General features: G+C 63.2%; 15 protein-coding genes. 1 reads left to right on the top strand and 14 read right to left on the bottom strand.

What is annotated here, in order from left to right:
- Positions 1-4: 4 nt before the first annotated feature.
- The 14 genes from HA052_RS14270 to cmk all read right to left on the bottom strand — a co-directional run bounded on the left by HA052_RS14270 (position 5) and on the right by cmk (position 15,230).
- Positions 5-3,547, bottom strand: coding sequence for a hypothetical protein (locus tag HA052_RS14270; protein WP_166452388.1), 3,543 nt, complete (start codon positions 3,545-3,547; stop codon positions 5-7).
- The gene (locus tag HA052_RS14265) at positions 3,544-4,233 is read right to left on the bottom strand and encodes a hypothetical protein (RefSeq protein ID WP_081545077.1); all 690 of its coding nucleotides are present in this window, start codon (positions 4,231-4,233) and stop codon (positions 3,544-3,546) included. The genes HA052_RS14270 and HA052_RS14265 overlap by 4 nt, the downstream gene beginning before the upstream one ends.
- Positions 4,234-4,326: 93 nt before the next feature.
- Positions 4,327-5,028 (bottom strand): hypothetical protein, encoded by a 702-nt coding sequence (locus HA052_RS14260; protein WP_081545076.1) that lies wholly within the window; start codon positions 5,026-5,028, stop codon positions 4,327-4,329.
- Between the two features lie 484 nt (positions 5,029-5,512).
- Positions 5,513-5,947, bottom strand: a complete 435-nt coding sequence (locus HA052_RS14255; RefSeq protein WP_166452387.1) for an NUDIX hydrolase — start codon at positions 5,945-5,947, stop codon at positions 5,513-5,515.
- Positions 5,944-6,939: an ADP-glyceromanno-heptose 6-epimerase gene (gene rfaD, locus HA052_RS14250; RefSeq protein ID WP_166452386.1), complete on the bottom strand. Its 996-nt coding sequence runs from the start codon at positions 6,937-6,939 to the stop codon at positions 5,944-5,946. Before rfaD ends, HA052_RS14255 begins: the two co-directional genes overlap by 4 nt.
- Before the next feature lie 55 nt (positions 6,940-6,994).
- Positions 6,995-7,573, bottom strand: coding sequence for a DUF924 family protein (locus HA052_RS14245; RefSeq protein WP_166452385.1), 579 nt, complete (start codon positions 7,571-7,573; stop codon positions 6,995-6,997).
- 36 nt (positions 7,574-7,609) lie between these two features.
- Positions 7,610-8,572 carry a D-glycero-beta-D-manno-heptose-7-phosphate kinase gene (gene rfaE1 / locus HA052_RS14240; RefSeq protein ID WP_081545073.1) on the bottom strand — a complete coding sequence of 321 codons (963 nt, stop codon included), beginning with the start codon at positions 8,570-8,572 and terminating at the stop codon, positions 7,610-7,612.
- An 8-nt stretch (positions 8,573-8,580) separates the two neighbouring features.
- Entirely contained in the window at positions 8,581-9,900 is a 1,320-nt protein-coding gene (locus tag HA052_RS14235) for a UDP-glucose dehydrogenase family protein (RefSeq protein WP_166452384.1), read from the bottom strand.
- A gap of 3 nt (positions 9,901-9,903) precedes the next feature.
- Positions 9,904-10,641: an orotidine-5'-phosphate decarboxylase gene (gene pyrF / locus HA052_RS14230; RefSeq protein WP_166452383.1), complete on the bottom strand. Its 738-nt coding sequence runs from the start codon at positions 10,639-10,641 to the stop codon at positions 9,904-9,906.
- Positions 10,642-10,737: 96 nt separating this feature from the next.
- The gene (gene lapB / locus HA052_RS14225) at positions 10,738-11,898 is read right to left on the bottom strand and encodes a lipopolysaccharide assembly protein LapB (protein ID WP_206118908.1); all 1,161 of its coding nucleotides are present in this window, start codon (positions 11,896-11,898) and stop codon (positions 10,738-10,740) included.
- Positions 11,899-12,018: 120 nt separating this feature from the next.
- Positions 12,019-12,312, bottom strand: coding sequence for a LapA family protein (locus HA052_RS14220; protein ID WP_019104285.1), 294 nt, complete (start codon positions 12,310-12,312; stop codon positions 12,019-12,021).
- 143 nt (positions 12,313-12,455) lie between these two features.
- Complete coding sequence (locus tag HA052_RS14215; protein ID WP_019104286.1) at positions 12,456-12,770, bottom strand: integration host factor subunit beta; 315 nt, start codon at positions 12,768-12,770, stop codon at positions 12,456-12,458.
- Positions 12,771-12,777: 7 nt separating this feature from the next.
- Positions 12,778-14,469 carry a 30S ribosomal protein S1 gene (rpsA, locus tag HA052_RS14210; RefSeq protein WP_141111089.1) on the bottom strand — a complete coding sequence of 564 codons (1,692 nt, stop codon included), beginning with the start codon at positions 14,467-14,469 and terminating at the stop codon, positions 12,778-12,780.
- A gap of 92 nt (positions 14,470-14,561) precedes the next feature.
- Positions 14,562-15,230 carry a (d)CMP kinase gene (cmk, locus tag HA052_RS14205; protein WP_081545068.1) on the bottom strand — a complete coding sequence of 223 codons (669 nt, stop codon included), beginning with the start codon at positions 15,228-15,230 and terminating at the stop codon, positions 14,562-14,564.
- A 230-nt stretch (positions 15,231-15,460) separates the two neighbouring features.
- Between cmk and aroA the strand changes: the two genes are divergently transcribed.
- On the top strand, positions 15,461-16,753 hold the full coding sequence (gene aroA, locus HA052_RS14200; protein ID WP_166452381.1) for a 3-phosphoshikimate 1-carboxyvinyltransferase: 1,293 nt from the start codon (positions 15,461-15,463) through the stop codon (positions 16,751-16,753).
- Positions 16,754-16,804 lie beyond the last annotated feature (51 nt).

Here is a 16,804-nt window from a genome sequence, read left to right as displayed (position 1 = left end):
TCCTTCAAGATTGAGACAGGTGGGTAAGCGCCGTCGGATCGGCATCGGGGGCGGCGGCGGGAGGCGGTTGGTCCTGGTTGTAAATCGCGTACCATCCCAGGCCGGTGGGCGTCTCCGCATCGGGGTTGCCGAACAGAAAGAACGAGGTGGCGCCGTTGGGCGGAATGCGCAGCAAGCCAAGGAACTTGAGCGCGATCTCGTTGAGCAGCAAGAGATAGCCTTTCTGCTCGGCGTTGTACAAGAGCCGGATCGCGCCGATGGACAGCTTGATCACGGTTTGCAGGCTGAACAGCTCGCCGCCCGGCCCCGCGCCCGGCAGGGCCATGCCGACATGAGCCTGGTAACCGGCGTCGCCGTCGGCCGCGCCGCTATCGTCGGCCCAGGCCAGCAACAAGGTGGTGTTGAGATTGACCTTGGACGCCAGCGCGCCCAGGGTGCCCAGGTTGACCCGCAGCGACAGGCCGTGCCAGGCGCGTTCGGCCACGCCTTGCAGGCCATAGCTGGTCGCCACCGCCAAAAACCCCTTGGCCGCCGGCGTGCTGTCGGCGGCGCCGGACAAGAGGCCGTTCAATTCCAGCTGGAAATCACGATACAGACCCTGCGCTCGCGAGCGGCTAGCCGCCGGATTGAAGGACAGCTCGTTTTCCAGCATGGTGATCACGGCGGGCCCGCCGGCCGGACCGCTCAGCGGGAAGGCGATCCGCAGGCCCAGGCCGCTGAAACGCAAGCCTTGGCCGGCTACCGGTTCATCGCCGTCGGCGCCGAAGGAAAACAGATCGAAAGGCGGCAGTTCCCCCGCCTCGTCCTTGAGCACGGCGAACTGCATGAAACCGGACATGTTCAACCAGGACACCGCGCTGCCGCCAGCGCCTTCGTCACGCGTGGACAAGGCCGCCGTGGCGATCTCCACACTGGTGAGCACATTGTTGCGCAGCTTGAACAAGGCCGGCTGGGCGGAGGACAAGGAGTACACCGGCGCGCCGCCGTTGGTCTGGAAACCGCCTTCCAGCAACACGGCGTTGTAGATATTGGCCTGTCCCTGATCCTCGACCATGCGGTCCACCCGGCTGCCGAACAATTGATTCAGCACCACTTGGGCCACGCTTTCAAAACGCTGCACCGCGGTGTTCTGGAACAAGGCCTTCAAGGTCAGCAGGCGGAATTCATAGGTGGCGTCCGCGTCCTGCGGCGGAATCGCATGCGCCTGCGGCTCGTCCTCGTAGTCCGGATCCAGGTAGTAGATCAGCCCGAACAAGGAGCTGGAGTCGGTCTGGGTCACGGTCTTGCCGTCGATCTGGCTCAGTTCAATGCCGATATGATGGGCGGCGAAGGCTTCTGGCTGAGTCACCCCCGCCAACAAGCCCAGCAACTCCGCCGGCACTTTCTCAATATCCACCCTCAGCAGCAAAACACCCTGCCAGTTAGGATCCCGGATGATGCGGCAGAAGTTCTGGAAATAGGGGTTGTCCTGCTGGCTCAGCGCGCTGGCGAAGTATGCGCTCAGCCAGTCCGCCAGCGGGGTCAACTGCGACGCGTCCGGCTGCCCGTCCGGCCCCAGCGGCGCGGCGAACAGATTTTTCTGCGTCCATTGCGTCGGCCGGGTCACCAGTTCCAGCAGGCTGCCGGGCACGCCCTTGACCACCATCACATTGCGATAGTCGCCGTAGCGGTTGCCCTTGCCCACCGCTGCCTTAAAGCGCCAGCGATCGATCTCCAGCTGGTTGTAGAAGCGCGACGGGCTGGCCGGCGGATCCTCAGGCATCACGCCGCTGGCCTCAACGCCCAACTGGAGGGGATTGGCCACTGGCAGAAACAGGTTGTCGGTCTGAAACGCCGCCTGTAAGGCGCTGGACGGCGCGGTAAAACCCAGCTGCCATTGCGGCTGCCCGCCCGTCATGATCTGCGCCAACAGCAGCCGGCTCCAGCCCCGCTCCGCGACGCGGGCGATGAAGCCTGCCGGCGTGGCCGCGTTGTAGCCGGCGACGTTGCGCGTCTGTTCCAGGCCCAGGCTGGCGCGCGCCGAGCGCGACGCCTGGGCGGAGGCGGCGTTGATGCGATTACGCCGAGTGGGGCTGACGATCTGGCTCTCCAACAACTCCATCTGGCCGGCCAGCAAGTCCTGGTCGCCGGCCCCGGAACGAAACGCCGCGAACGGCAACAGGGGGAAGCTCAGTTCGCCGCTGTTGGGCAAGGCCAAGCCGGGGTCTTTGGGTTCCAGCAGATCGCCGCCGTCCGCGTTGGCGGCGTCCGGCAGGCCGAACAGATCAGCGCCCTTGGGCGCGGCCGCGTAGTGAGCGCTGGCGCCCTCGCCCTTGGCCGTCACCGTGCACCATGAGGTGCGGAAGTCCCGATTCAGCAGCAAGGCCAACGGGTCCAAGGGCGGCCCCACCGGCGAACTGGGCTCCAGAGGAAAAACCGGCGCATAGGCCGGCTGCCCGCCGCTGGCGCGCAAATACGCGCCGCCGCTGACAAAGCCGATGTTCTCCGAACCGGACAGGCCGGCCAGCAATTGCTGCGGCTGGCCGTCGTCCACGCCCTCCACCCTCAGCTCGAAATCCCCCACCGGCGCAAAGCTGTAACCCAGGTACAGCGGCGTCCTGCCGGAGCCGGGATTGACCACCAGGCCCGCCGGCCGCCCCGCCGCCGCGTCCAGTACCGGACGCAGACCCACCGTCATGCCGTAGACGGTGCGGTAGTAGGACACCAGGTCCAGGCTGGCGCCGGCAGCGAACCAAAATACGGTAGGCGTCGCCGGCAAGACATTGTTGGGGTTGACCGGATTGAACTGGGCGGTGAAGGCGAACAGATCGGAGGGGTTGGGCTCGCCGCCGTTGACCAACGGCAGATAGGCGCTCAGATCCTTCACCGGCTGCTCCGAGCCGGCGCTGCCCACCGCCGGATTGGGCACCAGCAGCTGGAAGCCGCAGGCGAAATTGCGCGCCAGCGCCTGGCGCGCCGTCTTGAAGCCAAAACGCCAACTGCCCAGCGCCGCGCCGGCAAACGCCAGGCCGGCGCTGTAATCGTCCTGATACAAGGCCGGCGCCATGCCGCCGCTCAAGGTGGCCGCCGGCGAGCTGCGGCCGGTCAGCGTCAGCGCATCGCCGGACTCGGCCACGGTCAGCGCCGCGCCGGAGGCGATGGCGACGCCGATGCCGGCGCCGCCGGTCAGGCTCAAGTCCAGTCCATTGCTGGTGCGCCAGCCGCCGCCGGAAGCGGAGAAGGACAAGACCCACCCCTTTTCCTTCGCCTCCGGCGCCTGCTCAGCCCGCGGCAGCCACAGCAAGGCGCGGCCGCCGATAATGGTGGCCAAAACCGCATCCAGCGCCGCAACGAAGGCGGCGGCCTTGTCGCCGCTCAGATCCGGCGCGGCGGCGCAGTAGACAAAGCTGCCGGCCAAATCCGCATTCTCCAACGCTTCCGTCAAGGGCACCGGGCCGGCCGGCGCCTGAGCGCCGGCGGCCAGCAGCCAGGCCCACCAGCCGGCGCCCTCCTGGTTTGCCTGATCGATATACAGCCGGCTACCCGCCAGGCGCTCGAATGCGATCATGTCTTTTCTCCTTGATAAGCGCCTATCGTGAACGTCGTCGTCGCGGCCAGCGAGGTACGCCCCTGCGGCAGCGCCTGCATGAAATAGCCGACCGCATAACTGGTGTTGATGGTCAGTTTCAGGCCGTCCATCGCCAGGTAGCCGGAGTCGTCGTCGCGCGGCACCGGCAGGCTGCGGATAGGATCGCCGCTGTAAGGCACGGTGGAGCCCTGCCAGATGCCCACCCAGTTGCCGGCGGCTTTCGGCTGATAAGCCGTCAACACCTTGTACTTGAGTTGCAATACATTGCTGTCCACATACACCGTCTGCAGCGACACGCTGTCATAGGTCCAGGCCTGCGGATTGTCCTGCTCGCCGGCGGGCAAGTAGACGCTGGAACACACCGCCTGCGGCGCGCCCGCCACCGCGTAGGCGATGACATAGCCCTTGAGCTCGTAATCGAAATTCAGCACGCGGGTGGAAGTGGAACTATCGCTCAGCAAAGCGGCCTGCCCGGCCGGCGCCTTGTCCCACGGCACCTGATTGGCGCTGCTCTCCCAGGCGTACAAGCGGTTGTCGAAGGTCTGCGGCTGATTGGCGGTATTGGTGATGTAGTTGGCCAGCACGCCGTCCGGCATCGGCACGCCCACCACGGTGACGAAGACCTGGCGGCCGCCATCATTGCTCAGCAGCAGCAAATTCGACATGGGGCCCTGAACGGTGGTTAATCGGGAAAAGCCGCCATCGGCCAGCGCGCTCCGGACATCCCATGCGCGCCGGCCGCTTCAAGCGCGGGCGGTTCAGGCCTTGCCGACGGTGAAGGTGGAAGTGGCGGCCAGCGAGGTGCGGCCGGACACCTGATCCACCATGAAGTAGCCGATCGAATAGGTGGTATTGATGGTCAGTTTGACGTTGCTGAAAATCACGCTGCCGCTGTCGCCGCCCTGGGTGACGCTGACTTTCTTCAGCGGATCGCCGCTATAAGGCACGGTGGAACCCTGCCACAGCCCCAACCAGTTTTTATTGCTCACCGCGTCGTAAGATTGCAGCACTTGGTATTGCGCCTGCACCAGGTTGGTGCCGACATAGAGCGTTTTTACCGAATTGTTGGCGTACTGCCAGTCCTGCGGACTATCCAGCGAGCCTTGCGGCACATAAATGGTGGAGCACACCGCGTTGGGCGTGGCGGCCACGGCGTAACCCAGGATGTAGCCCTTGTCCTCAAAGGCGAAATCGACGAATTGGGTGCTGGTGGAGCTGTCGGTGTCGATGGCGGTGTCGCCCGTCGGCGACTTGGCCCAAGGCACGATATTGCTGGTGCTTTCCCATACATAAATATGATTGCCGAATTTCTTCGGCTGGTTGGCGGTATTGGTCACGTAATTGACAATCGCGCCGGTTGCCGCAGGCACGCCGACAAAATGGATGGTCACGGTGGAGCCATCGTTTGCGGTCAGCAGCAGCTTGGTTTCAGCGTCCTTGAGATCTTTGAGATCGCCCATGGTTTTCGACTTTCTACGATGCAAGGCAGCCGATGCGGCGCTTGCGATTGATCGGAACCTTAAGAGCCTGTCGCTTGCCTGCTGTGTTTGGCGAAATCTCCGGCAATGAACGCGCCTCGTCTTACTGCGGCTCACCGGGCTTTGAACAGGTTCTTAGCTCGCGGCCTGCCCGTGATCCGTTCTCGGCGAGCAGGCCTGCTTCTTTAGATAGCACTCGGCTCCGGCCATCTCAAAAATGAAATTATTTGTCATTCTCAGGATTTTTGGTCTAGAACTAAGCTGTTCTTGGTTTATCCATTAGTGATGAAAATATTAAAATTTAAGCAAAGTCATTGACTTGAAAATAACCAAATCAACAAAATCCTGCCAGCCGCCGCCCAAAACAAAACAGCCGCCCGTCAAAAATGACAGGCGGCTGTTTATGCGTACAAGCGCGATAGGAACAAATCTGGTGGCACCGCCACGGCGCCGGGCAACACGCGACTCAGGCCCTCTTCAACATCTCCAGCAGATCCTCGGGAAAATAGCTGGCGCCAGATGCGCTCAATTCGCTTGGAGCCCACCAACGACCCTGCCCCATCACCCGCCGCTCGATGTCGGTCCAGCCGGCGTCATCCAGCCGCGCGTGCTCGACGTGAATCAAAAAAAAATGTTCGACCGCCAGCACCCGCTCGCCATCCAACAACGTCAACTCGAACGAACTGCAAGCAACCGGCGGGCCGGGATCGGCAATGCGGTGGCCGGTCTCTTCCCGGCACTCGCGCCGCGCGGCATCGGCCAAGCTTTCACCGCCCTCGACCTCGCCGCCCGGCGTGAACCAGTATTCGACCCGGTCCGCCGGCTGGCAGGGGAATAACAGCACCCTGCCCGCCGGATCCAGCATCAACAGCCGCGCCGCCTGCCGGACGCGCAGCGTCATTGCTTGATCAGCCAGTCCACATAACGGTCCACGCCCTGCTCGACGCTAAACAGTTCGGCGTCGTAGCCGGCGCTGCGCAGCTTGCCGATGTCCGCCTGGGTAAAGCTCTGATACTTGCCCTTGAGCGCGTCGGGAAAATCCACGTATTCGACAATGCCCTGAGCCGCCATCTCGTCCAGGCTCAGCGCCGGCTGGCCATCATGGCGACGGCAGGCGTTGACGGTGGCCACGGCAACGTCGTTGAACGGCTGCGAACGACCGGAACCCAGGTTGAAGATACCGCTCTTTTCCGGATGGTCCAGGAAGTAGAGGTTGATCTTGGCCACGTCTTCCACCGACACGAAATCGCGGCTTTGCATGCCATTGCCCCAACCGTCCCAGCCGCCGAACAGCTTGACCTTGCCATGCTCGCGGTACTGGTTGAAATGGTGGAAGGCCACCGAGGCCATCCGGCCCTTGTGCTGCTCGCGCGGGCCGTAAACATTGAAGTAACGGAAGCCCACCGCCTGCGCGCTCAAGCCTTCTTTCATGCGCTGGCGCAGCACTTGGTCGAACAGGAATTTGGAATAGCCGTAGACATTGAGCGGGCCTTCGTACTGGCGCTCTTCCTTGAACACGGCGCCCTTGCCGTAAGTGGCCGCGCTGGAGGCGTAGAGGAACTGGATTTCCTCGTGCTGACAGTAGTCGAACAAGGCCAGCGTGTACTGATAGTTGTTGTCCATCATGTACTTGCCGTCGTGGTTCATGGTGTCGGAACACGCGCCCTGGTGCAGGATGGCGGACAGCTCGCCCTCGAACTCGCCTTCCAGCAGCAAGGCCAGGAAGTCGTGCTTGTCCATATAGTGGGCGATTTCGCAATCCACCAGATTGCGGAACTTGTCGCCGCTGGACAGATTGTCCACGGCGATGATGTCGGTGACGCCGCGCTCGTTCAACGCCTTGACCAGGTTGGAACCAATAAAACCGGCGGCGCCGGTGACGACGATAGTCATGTTTTGCCTTTCCGCCGCCGGCCATCGCCGACGGCGCGAGAATATTGCTGCGCGTTTAAAAACCGGCGCCGGGCTCGGCCAGATAGGCTAGCTCTTCCGGCGTGCTAGTGCGGGCCAGCGCGGCGTTGCGATGCGGGAAGCGTCCGAAGCGGACGATCACGTCCCGGTGGCGGTGCGCGTAATCGATAAAACTCGCCATGGCCGCGTCCTCGGCCATGGTTTCAAACAAGCGCACGGCTTCGTCCTGATCCGCCAGCGACTCGCTGTGCTCGAACGGCAGATAGACGAAGGTGCGGGCGAGATGCGGCAGTTGCCGGTCCAGGCCGCGCGCCACCATCTCGCGCGCCAGCGCCAGCGCCTGGCCGTCGGTGGCGAAGGCCTCGGCCGAGCCGCGGAACAGATTGCGCGGGAATTGATCGGTCAGAATCAGCCAGGCCAAACCGCGGCGAGCGTCGCCGGCCTCCGCCGGCAACTCCCCGGTGCGCGCCTGTCGCCACGCGTCCAGGAAGCGTTCGCGGATAATGCCGTCGAACACTTCATCCTTCTTGAACCAGGCGCTGCGCGGCACCGACAGGAAACTGTCGTCGCCGCCGCCAAACCAGAACGCCAAGATGACATCGGTATAATGCTGCATGTGTTCTCCTTCAGGATCCAGCCTGACTGGACGGGATCACACGGCGAAAAGTTCGCGCTGGCTGCACACCGCGGTGCCCAGCTTGCCCACCACCACGCCGGCGGCGGCGTTGGCGAGACTCATCGCCACCGGCAGCGGCTGGCCGGCGGCCAGCCCCAGGCCCAGCGTGCCGATCACGGTGTCGCCGGCGCCGGACACATCGTAAACCTCGCGCGCGAAGGTGGGCTGATGCACCACGCCCTCGTCGCGGAACAAGGTCATGCCCTCCTCGCTGCGCGTTACCAGCAAGGCGTCCAGCGACAAGGCCGCGCGCAGGGCCTGCGCCTTGGCGGTCAACTCGCTCTCCGACGCCCAGCGGCCGGCCACCTGGCGGAATTCGCTGCGGTTCGGCGTCAGCAGCGTGGCGCCGGCGTATTTGCTGTAGTCGTCGCCCTTGGGGTCGATCAACACCGGTTTGCCGGCCTGGCGCGCCAGCTCAATCATCTTACTGACGTGAGTCAGGCCGCCCTTGCCGTAGTCTGACAGAATCACCACATCGTGGCTGGTCAGGATCTGCTGGTACTCTTCCAGCTTGCCCGCCAGAATCTCGTGACTGGGCGCGTCCTCGAAATCAAGGCGGATCAGCTGTTGCTGCCTTGCCACCACGCGCAACTTGATGGTGGTGGCGATGCTAGGATCGCGCTTCAGCGAGGTGGCGATGCCGTCCGCCGCCAGCAGACGCTCCAGCGCCGAGGCCGCCTCGTCGTCGCCCACCACCGACAACAGGGTGGCTTGGCCGCCCAAACCCGCGATATTGCGCGCCACGTTGGCGGCGCCGCCGGCTCGCTCTTCAATGCGCTCGATCTTGGCCACCGGCACCGGCGCTTCCGGCGAAATTCGGGTGGCGTCGCCAAACCAATAACGGTCCAGCATCACATCGCCCACCACCAGGACTTTCGCTTGCGCCAGTTCGGCGGCCAGTTTGGAGCTGTCCAGCCCCAGGTCTTGCATCAGGCCCATGATTATCCTCAGCGGCCGATCGCGAAGTAATCGAAGCCCTGCTCGCGCATCCAGGCCGGATCGTACATATTGCGGCCGTCGAACACCAAGGGCTGCTTCAGCGCTTGCTTGACCGCGTTCAGGTCCGGCGCGCGGAACATCTTCCATTCGGTGACGATCAACAAGGCGTCCGCCTGCCGCAGCGCCGCCATCATGTCGCCGGCGAAGCTCAGACCGGAGATGTCGCCCATCACGCGCTGCGCTTCGTGGGTGGCCACCGGGTCGAAGGCAACAACTTCCGCGCCGCGGCGGCTCAGTTCCGCGGCGATTACGCGGCTGGGCGCTTCGCGCATATCGTCGGTGTTGGGCTTGAAGGCCAGGCCCCACATCGCGAAACGGCGGCCGGACAGGTCTTGGCCGAAACGCGCCAGCACCTTGTCCACCAAGCGCAGCTTCTGGCAATCGTTGGCCTCTTCCACCGCGGTCAGCACCCGCAGTTCGTGGCCGTTTTCCTTGGCGGTCTGCACCAGGGCCTTGACGTCCTTGGGGAAGCAAGAGCCGCCGTAGCCCACGCCCGGATACAGGAAGTGGTAGCCGATGCGCGGATCGGAGCCCATTCCCAGCCGCACCTGCTCGATGTCGGCGCCCAGGCTCTCGGCCAGATTGGCCAGCTCGTTCATAAAGGAGATGCGCGTCGCCAGCATGGCGTTGGCCGCGTACTTGGTCAGTTCGGCGGAGCGCACATCCATCAGCAACACGCGTTCGTGATTGCGCTGGAACGGCGCGTACAGCCGGCGCATCATCGCCGCCGCGCGTTCGTCGTCTACGCCGATCACCACGCGGTCCGGACGCATGAAGTCGTCTATGGCCGCGCCTTCCTTCAGGAACTCCGGGTTGGACACCACGCTGAACTCCAGCGCTTCGCCGCGCTCGGCCAGGGTTTCCGCCACCGCGGCCTTGACCAGGTCCGCGGTGCCCACCGGTACGGTGGACTTGTCGACGATGACTTTGTAGTCCGTCATGTGACGGCCGATATTGCGCGCGGCGGCCAGCACGTATTGCAAGTCCGCGGAACCATCCTCGTCCGGCGGGGTGCCGACGGCGATGAACTGCACCTCGCCGAAGGCCACCGACTCGGCAATGTCGGTGGTGAAACTGAGCCGGCCGGCGGCTACGTTGCGCCGCACCATGTCTTCAAGGCCAGGTTCGAAAATCGGAATGCCGCCCTGCTTCAGGATGGAGATCTTATTGGGATCCACGTCCAGGCAGCACACGTGATAGCCGGTTTCCGCCAGACACGTGCCGGTCACCAAACCGACATACCCCGTACCGATAACTGTGATTTTCATATTTTATTGAGCCTGATAGTGCTGAATGTCTTGATTGATGGCGCGCAACACGGCCAGCGGATCGGCGGCGCGGGTGATGGGCCGGCCTATCACAAGATAGTCGGAACCCGCCGCCAACGCGGTCGTCGGGGTCATCACCCGGCGCTGATCGTCGGCTACGCTGTCCGCCAGGCGAATGCCCGGCGTCACCAGTTTGAAGTCGCTGCCCAGCGCGGCTTTCAGCTCTCCGGCTTCTTGAGCCGAGCACACCACGCCGTCCAGGCCGCAGTCGCGGGTCAGCGTCGCCAGCCGCAACACATGCTTTTGCGGGGAGGCGGCGATGCCGATTTCGGCCAGATCGGCGGCTTCCATGCTGGTCAACACCGTCACCGCGATCAGCAGCGGCCGTTGGCTGTACGGCGCCAGCGCTTCGCGCGCCGCTTCCATCATGCGGCGGCCGCCGGAGGCGTGCACATTGACCATCCAGACGCCGGCTTCCGCCGCCGCCTTGCAGGCATGGGCCACGGTGTTGGGAATATCATGGAACTTCAAATCCAGGAACACCTGAAACCCCCTGGCCACCAGGCTCTCCACCAGGCTGCGGCCGGAGGACGTGAACAACTCCTTGCCTACCTTGAGCCGGCACTCGCTCGGGTCCAGCCGGCTGGCGAAGCGCAAGGCGCTATCCGCGTCGGCAAAGTCCAGGGCCACGAGCACGGGCGAAGTCGGCCGAACCGCGTCGGCTGCTATCAAAGGGTTCATGCTTGCTCCATTCTTGCCGCCGGAAGCTGCCGGCGGCCTGTATTCAAATCAGCGCAGCCGCTCCAGGGCGGCTGCTTAATCTTAAGCTCTGTTCTATTACTGCGATTCCGTCCGGTTGGCGGTAAAGCCCTCCCACTCGCCGCAGGCCGGGCAATGCCAGAAGAAGGCGCGCGAGCGAAAGTTGCAGCATTTGCAGCGATGCACGCTCAGACGCTGCGCGTGCTTGAGCACCAGCGCGCGCGCCACTTCCGCGTCCATCCGCCCTTCCGGGCTCAATTCGTCCATCTGCGCCTCGATCAGCCGGTACACGCCGGAGAGGCTGGGGCGGGCGTGCACACCCTCTCGCGCCACTTCCAGCGCTTTTTCCTCGCCTTCGTAGGTGGCGATCTTCTGATACAGCAGATCGGTCAGTTCCAGTTGCGGGAAGGTTTTCTGATAGCCGCGCAGCAGCGCGATGCCTTCCAGCGGCTTGTCCATTCCCTCGTAAGCGTCGAACAAGCGCTCGGCGGCCATCGACAGGTATTCGTAGTTCTGTTTCTCGATGTTCTGCCAGGCCGCGATCGCCGCTTCCACATGGCCTCCGGCGAACTCGATGTCGCCCAGGATCAGGCTGGCGCGCACGCACTTGCGGTTGGCCGTGAATGCTTCTTCCACATAGTGGCGCGCTTGTTCGCTATTGGATTTGTACAGTTCGCCCTGAGCCAGCTCGCAATAGAACTGCGCCACTTCATGCTGGAAGGAGTGCGCGTCGCTGCGCAACTCCTTGGCGGTGGCGATGGCCTTGTGCCAATCGCGGTCCTGCTGGTAGATGTCCAGCAGCTGGCGGCGCGCCGCCAGGCCCATATTGCCGTCCTGCAGCTTGATCAATATTTCTTCCGCCCGGTCCACCAGGCCCGCTTTACGGAAATCCTGGGCCAGTTCGAAGCGCACCGCGTCGCGGTGCTCGGCCGGGAGATCCGGCGCGTCCAGCATGCGCTGATGCAGGCGGATGGCGCGGTCGTTCTCGCCGCGCTTGCGATACAGTTTGCCCAAGGTGTGCTGCAACTCCAGCGCCGACCCTTGCTGGCGAGCCACTTCGGCCAAGGCCGAGGCGGCGATATCGGTCTTGTCCTCCACCAGCGCGTCCAGGCCGCGGAAAAAGCCGGTCGGCACCGCTTTCGCCTGTTTCAGCACCGTGCGCATGTCCACGCGCGCGGCAAACCAACCCAGGCCGAAAAAGGCCGGAAACAATAGCAACCACCACAAATCCAGTTCCAACAGCAATCCTTTCCGGACAAACAACAACAGCCGCTCCCGGGCGGCATCATCAAGAACGGCGGATGGAATCACAGCGGCGCCTAAACGCGGCGCCGGCTCGCTCCGCCGCTCGCGCTAGGCTTAATCGGCGATCGCGTCGCTGGGGTCGCTAATCACCTTGCTGGCGGGGGGGCGGTTGCGTAATTCTTTTTTCAATTGAGAAAGCTCTTTCCGGCTGCGCAGATAATAGCCGAGCGTGGCGAGCAGACCCACCAGGGCACCAACCACGAAAAACAACAGCAGAAACACGATCAGCGGCGCGGACCACGACTGGCCGAAGAACAATTTGAATTCAACCGCATGGCTGTTTTGCACGGTGACCGCGATCAGGAATACCAACAGGGCCAATTCAACGATACGAAGCAGGTAACGCATGATCTCGCTCGATTTGTTTGCCGGAGTGCAAGTTTAAACGATAGCCCGGCGCAACCCAAGCTGGAATTCTGGAATTTCCGCCGCGCAAAGAAAAAGCGCCGCAAAAAGCGGCGCTTCGGATTCGCTAGACAGGGCTCATACGCCTAGGCTTCGCTCTGCTCCAACAGGGACAGGTCGACGCGTTCGCGTAATTCTTTGCCCGCCTTGAAATGCGGCACATATTTCTCAGGAACCGAGACGCTGGTGCCCGACTTGGGGTTGCGGCCAATCCGCGGCGGACGGTAGTTCAAATCGAAACTGCCGAAACCGCGGATTTCAATCCGGTTTCCCTGCGCCAGGTTATTGGCCATCGCATCCAAAATGGTTTTGACGGCCAACTCAGCGTCTTTGTAGACCAACTGAGAATTGCGCTCGGCGAGTCGTTCCGACAGCCTAGCGATCAGCTCAGATTTGGTCATGTCTCAATTACTCGTTGGAGCCGGACAGTTTTGCCTTCAGCAGGGCACCCAGATTGGTGGTGCCAGCGGAAGCGCTGTCAACAGACAGGCTCTTCAGAGCAACGTTGTCTTCCTGAGCGTCTTTAGCCTTGATGGACAGGCTGATATTGCGGGACTTGCGGTCCACGGCAATGATCACGGCTTCCAATTCCTCGCCGTCCTTAAGAACGGAGCGAGCGTCTTCCACGCGGTCGCGGGACAGTTCGGAAGCGCGCAGGTAGCCTTCAACATCGGTGTCCAGAGTCACGACGGCGCCTTTGGCGTCAACGGACTTCACGGTACCCTTAACCAGAGCGCCTTTGTCGTTCATCGCAACGAAGTTGTTGAACGGATCGCCTTCCATCTGCTTGATGCCCAGGGAGATGCGTTCTTTTTCAACGTCGATGGACAGAACAACGGCTTCAACCTCGTCGCCCTTCTTGAACTTGCGCACGGCTTCTTCGCCGGCTTCGTTCCAAGACAGGTCGGACAGGTGAACCAGGCCGTCGATGCCGCCCGGCAGGCCAACGAACACGCCGAAGTCGGTGATGGACTTGATCGCGCCCTTCAGCTTGTCGCCTTTGTGGAAGTTGTCGGCAAACTCGTTCCACGGGTTGGCCAGGCACTGCTTCATGCCCAGGGAGATACGACGACGGTCTTCGTCGATTTCCAGGATCATGACTTCCACTTCGTCGCCAACCTGAACAACCTTGGACGGGTGTACGTTCTTGTTGGTCCAGTCCATTTCGGACACGTGCACCAGGCCTTCGATGCCCTGTTCGATTTCCACGAACGCGCCGTAGTCGGTCAGGTTGGTCACCTTGCCGAACAGACGGGTGCCGGACGGGTAGCGGCGGGACAGGCCCACCCACGGATCTTCGCCCAGTTGCTTCAGACCCAGGGATACGCGGTTCTTCTCTTGGTCGAACTTCAGTACCTTGGCTTCCACTTCGTCGCCCACGGCCAGAACTTCGGACGGGTGCTTCACGCGGCGCCATGCCAGGTCGGTGATGTGCAGCAGGCCATCGATGCCGCCCAGGTCAACGAACGCACCGTAGTCGGTGATGTTCTTGACGATACCCTTGATGATGGCGCCCTCTTTCAGGGTTTCCAGCAGAGCTTTGCGCTCTTCGCCCAGGGTTTCTTCCAGCACGGAGCGACGGGACACAACCACGTTGTTGCGCTTGCGATCCAGCTTGATGACCTTGAATTCGATCTGTTTGTTTTCGTACGGGGTGGTGTCTTTCACCGGACGCACGTCAACCAGGGAACCCGGCAGGAAGGCGCGGATGCCGTTGACCATAACGGTCAGGCCGCCTTTGACCTTGCCGCTGATCAGACCGGACAGGATCTTGCCGGTTTCCAGAGCCTCTTCCAGCTCCACCCAAGCGGCCAGGCGCTTGGCTTTTTCGCGGGACAGCTTGGTTTCACCAAAGCCGTTTTCCAGCGCGTCGATGGCAACGGTCACGAAGTCGCCGATGGCCACTTCGACCACGCCTTGGTCGTTCTTGAATTCTTCAGCCGGAATCAGGGACTCGGACTTGAGGCCTGCGTTCACGGTTACAAAGTTGGAATCAACTGCCACCACTTCGGCAGTGATCACCTCGCCCACGCGCATGTCGTGAAGGGTCAGGCTTTCCTCAAACAGCTGAGCGAAGTTTTCCATGGAGAGGGTAGTCATCAAGCGTACTCTCGGTGCGCGCCTTGCGGCGTGCGGGTTAGGGTTGCACAACCGGATTTATTGCTTTGCAGCATTTTCACCCGACAAAAAAATCATAGGCCGGAGACCTGTCTTTCCTCGAACCAACGCAGAACCTGTGCGACCGCCTGGTCGATGGTCAGCTCCGTGGTGTCGAGCAAAAAGGCGTCCGGCTCCTGGCGCAGCGGCGCTACCGGCCGGGCGGCATCGCGCGCGTCCCGATCGATAATGTCCTGCAGAATCCGTGGGAGGTTAGCAGAATCTCCCTTGCCGATCAACTGCTTATAGCGGCGATCGGCTCGCTCTTCGGCGCTGGCGGTCAAAAACACCTTCAAAGCGGCGGCGGGAAACACCACTGAACCCATGTCGCGGCCGTCCGTCACCAGGCCGGGTAATTGGCAGAAATCGCGCTGACGCTGCAACAGCGCGGCGCGCACCGCCGGCAGCGCGCCCACCTTGGACGCGCCGATGCCGATTTCCTCGCTGCGGATCGCCGCGCTGGCGTCGTTGTTCTCCAGCCACACCGCCCCGTCGGCGAACTCCACCGGCAGCCCGGAGGCGGCCGCGGCCAGGCCCGGCTCGTCGTCCCAGCCTATATTGTGGCGCTGCGCGAACAAGGCCAGCAGGCGATAGAGCGAGCCCGAATCCAGATAATGAAAACCCAGCCGCGCGGCGACCAGGGCGGCGACGGTGCCCTTGCCCGAAGCGGACGGGCCGTCGATGGCGATGACAGGTGCGGTCATGTACAGACAATGTCCTTGCAGAAATTCGCGCCGGCCGCCTCGACGGGCAACCGGCCAAACCGGCGATTTTATCTCAAGCCGCGGGCCGGCACAGCAAGATTCTACGGCTTGCGCCGCGCCGCCGCGCCGCAACGCGGGGTTTGCGCAAAGACCTTGCTGGCGGTTACATTGTCCGACGGGCGCCTCGGCGCCCTCCGCCAATCCCAAAGAACACAAGATCCCGAACCGCCATGGAACAACTGCACCTCGCCCCCGTCCGACGCCTGTCCGGCGCCATCAAGCTGCCCGGCTCCAAAAGCATCTCCAACCGCACTCTGCTGCTGGCCGCGCTGGGCAGCGGCAGCACCCTGGTGCGGGACCTGCTGGATTCGGACGACATCCGTCACATGCTGGCGGCGCTGAAGCTGCTGGGGGTTGAGATTGAGCAAATAGGCGACAGCCGCGATTTCCGCGTGCAGGGCGTGGGCGGAGAATTTCCGGTCAAAAGCGCGGACCTGTTCCTCGGCAACGCCGGCACCGCTTTCCGCCCGCTAACCGCCGCGCTGGCGCTGATGCAGGGCGATTACCAACTCAGCGGCGTGCCGCGCATGCACGAGCGGCCGATCGGCGATCTGGTGGACGCGCTGCGCGTGGCCGGCGCCCAAATCCAATACCAGGGCCAGCCCGGCTACCCGCCGCTGACTGTCGCTCCGGCGCGGCTGGAAGCCGGCCGCCCGATCCCGGTCAAGGGCAATGTGTCCAGCCAGTTCCTCACCGCCTTGCTGATGGCGCTGCCGCTGACCGGCGAAACCGCGGTCATCGAAGTCAGCGGCGAGCTGATCTCCAAGCCTTATATCGAAATCACCCTCAACCTGATGGCGCGCTTCGGCGTGCGGGTTGAGCGCGACGGCTGGCGGCGCTTCACCATCCCCGGCGGTCAGACTTACATTTCTCCGGGCGAAGTTCACGTGGAAGGCGACGCTTCCAGCGCGTCCTACTTCCTCGCCGCCGGCGCGCTGGCGGGCGGCCCGGTACGAGTGGAGGGCGTGGGCGCGGACAGCATACAGGGCGACGTCAAGTTCGCCGACGCGCTGCGTTTGATGGGCGCGGACGTCCGCATGGGCCCCAACTGGATAGAGGCCAGCGCCAGCCTCCCGCTCAAGGCGATAGACGCCGACTTCAACCACATTCCGGACGCGGCGATGACCTTGGCGGTGGCGGCGCTGGCCGCCGACGGCACCAGCACGCTGCGCAATATCGAGAGCTGGCGCGTCAAGGAAACCGACCGCCTGAGCGCGATGGCCGCCGAGCTGCGCAAAGTGGGCGCCGTGGTGGAGGAAGGCCAGGACTACATCCGCATCACCCCGCCTTCCACCTTGACGCCGAACGCCGAAATCGACACTTACGACGATCACCGCATGGCGATGTGCTTCTCGCTGATTTCGCTGCTGGGCGCCCCCGTGACCATCAACGATCCCAAGTGCGTGGCCAAGACTTTCCCCGACTATTTTGACGCGCTGGCCGCGCTGCGCGGCCAGGAGTAAACGCCGCCGCGCCCTGACCCAGCCCCGCCCCGGCGGGGTTTTATTTTGTTC

Source organism: Chromobacterium fluminis, assembly GCF_011602385.1.
Lineage (GTDB): Bacteria > Pseudomonadota > Gammaproteobacteria > Burkholderiales > Chromobacteriaceae > Chromobacterium > Chromobacterium fluminis.
This window is presented reverse-complemented; position numbering and strand designations above follow the sequence as displayed.

Coding starts and splice junctions, on each gene's coding strand:
- aroA (WP_166452381.1), top strand. CDS start 15,461: ATGGAACAACTGCACCTCGCCCCCGTCCGACGCCTGTCCGGCGCCATC.
- rfaE1 (WP_081545073.1), bottom strand. CDS start 8,572: ATGGGCCTGATGCAAGACCTGGGGCTGGACAGCTCCAAACTGGCCGCC.
- HA052_RS14245 (WP_166452385.1), bottom strand. CDS start 7,573: ATGCAGCATTATACCGATGTCATCTTGGCGTTCTGGTTTGGCGGCGGC.
- HA052_RS14220 (WP_019104285.1), bottom strand. CDS start 12,312: ATGCGTTACCTGCTTCGTATCGTTGAATTGGCCCTGTTGGTATTCCTG.
- HA052_RS14215 (WP_019104286.1), bottom strand. CDS start 12,770: ATGACCAAATCTGAGCTGATCGCTAGGCTGTCGGAACGACTCGCCGAG.
- cmk (WP_081545068.1), bottom strand. CDS start 15,230: ATGACCGCACCTGTCATCGCCATCGACGGCCCGTCCGCTTCGGGCAAG.
- pyrF (WP_166452383.1), bottom strand. CDS start 10,641: ATGAACCCTTTGATAGCAGCCGACGCGGTTCGGCCGACTTCGCCCGTG.
- rfaD (WP_166452386.1), bottom strand. CDS start 6,939: ATGACTATCGTCGTCACCGGCGCCGCCGGTTTTATTGGTTCCAACCTG.
- rpsA (WP_141111089.1), bottom strand. CDS start 14,469: ATGACTACCCTCTCCATGGAAAACTTCGCTCAGCTGTTTGAGGAAAGC.
- HA052_RS14265 (WP_081545077.1), bottom strand. CDS start 4,233: ATGTCGAATTTGCTGCTGCTGAGCAATGATGGCGGCCGCCAGGTCTTC.
- HA052_RS14270 (WP_166452388.1), bottom strand. CDS start 3,547: ATGATCGCATTCGAGCGCCTGGCGGGTAGCCGGCTGTATATCGATCAG.
- HA052_RS14235 (WP_166452384.1), bottom strand. CDS start 9,900: ATGAAAATCACAGTTATCGGTACGGGGTATGTCGGTTTGGTGACCGGC.
- HA052_RS14260 (WP_081545076.1), bottom strand. CDS start 5,028: ATGGGCGATCTCAAAGATCTCAAGGACGCTGAAACCAAGCTGCTGCTG.
- HA052_RS14255 (WP_166452387.1), bottom strand. CDS start 5,947: ATGACGCTGCGCGTCCGGCAGGCGGCGCGGCTGTTGATGCTGGATCCG.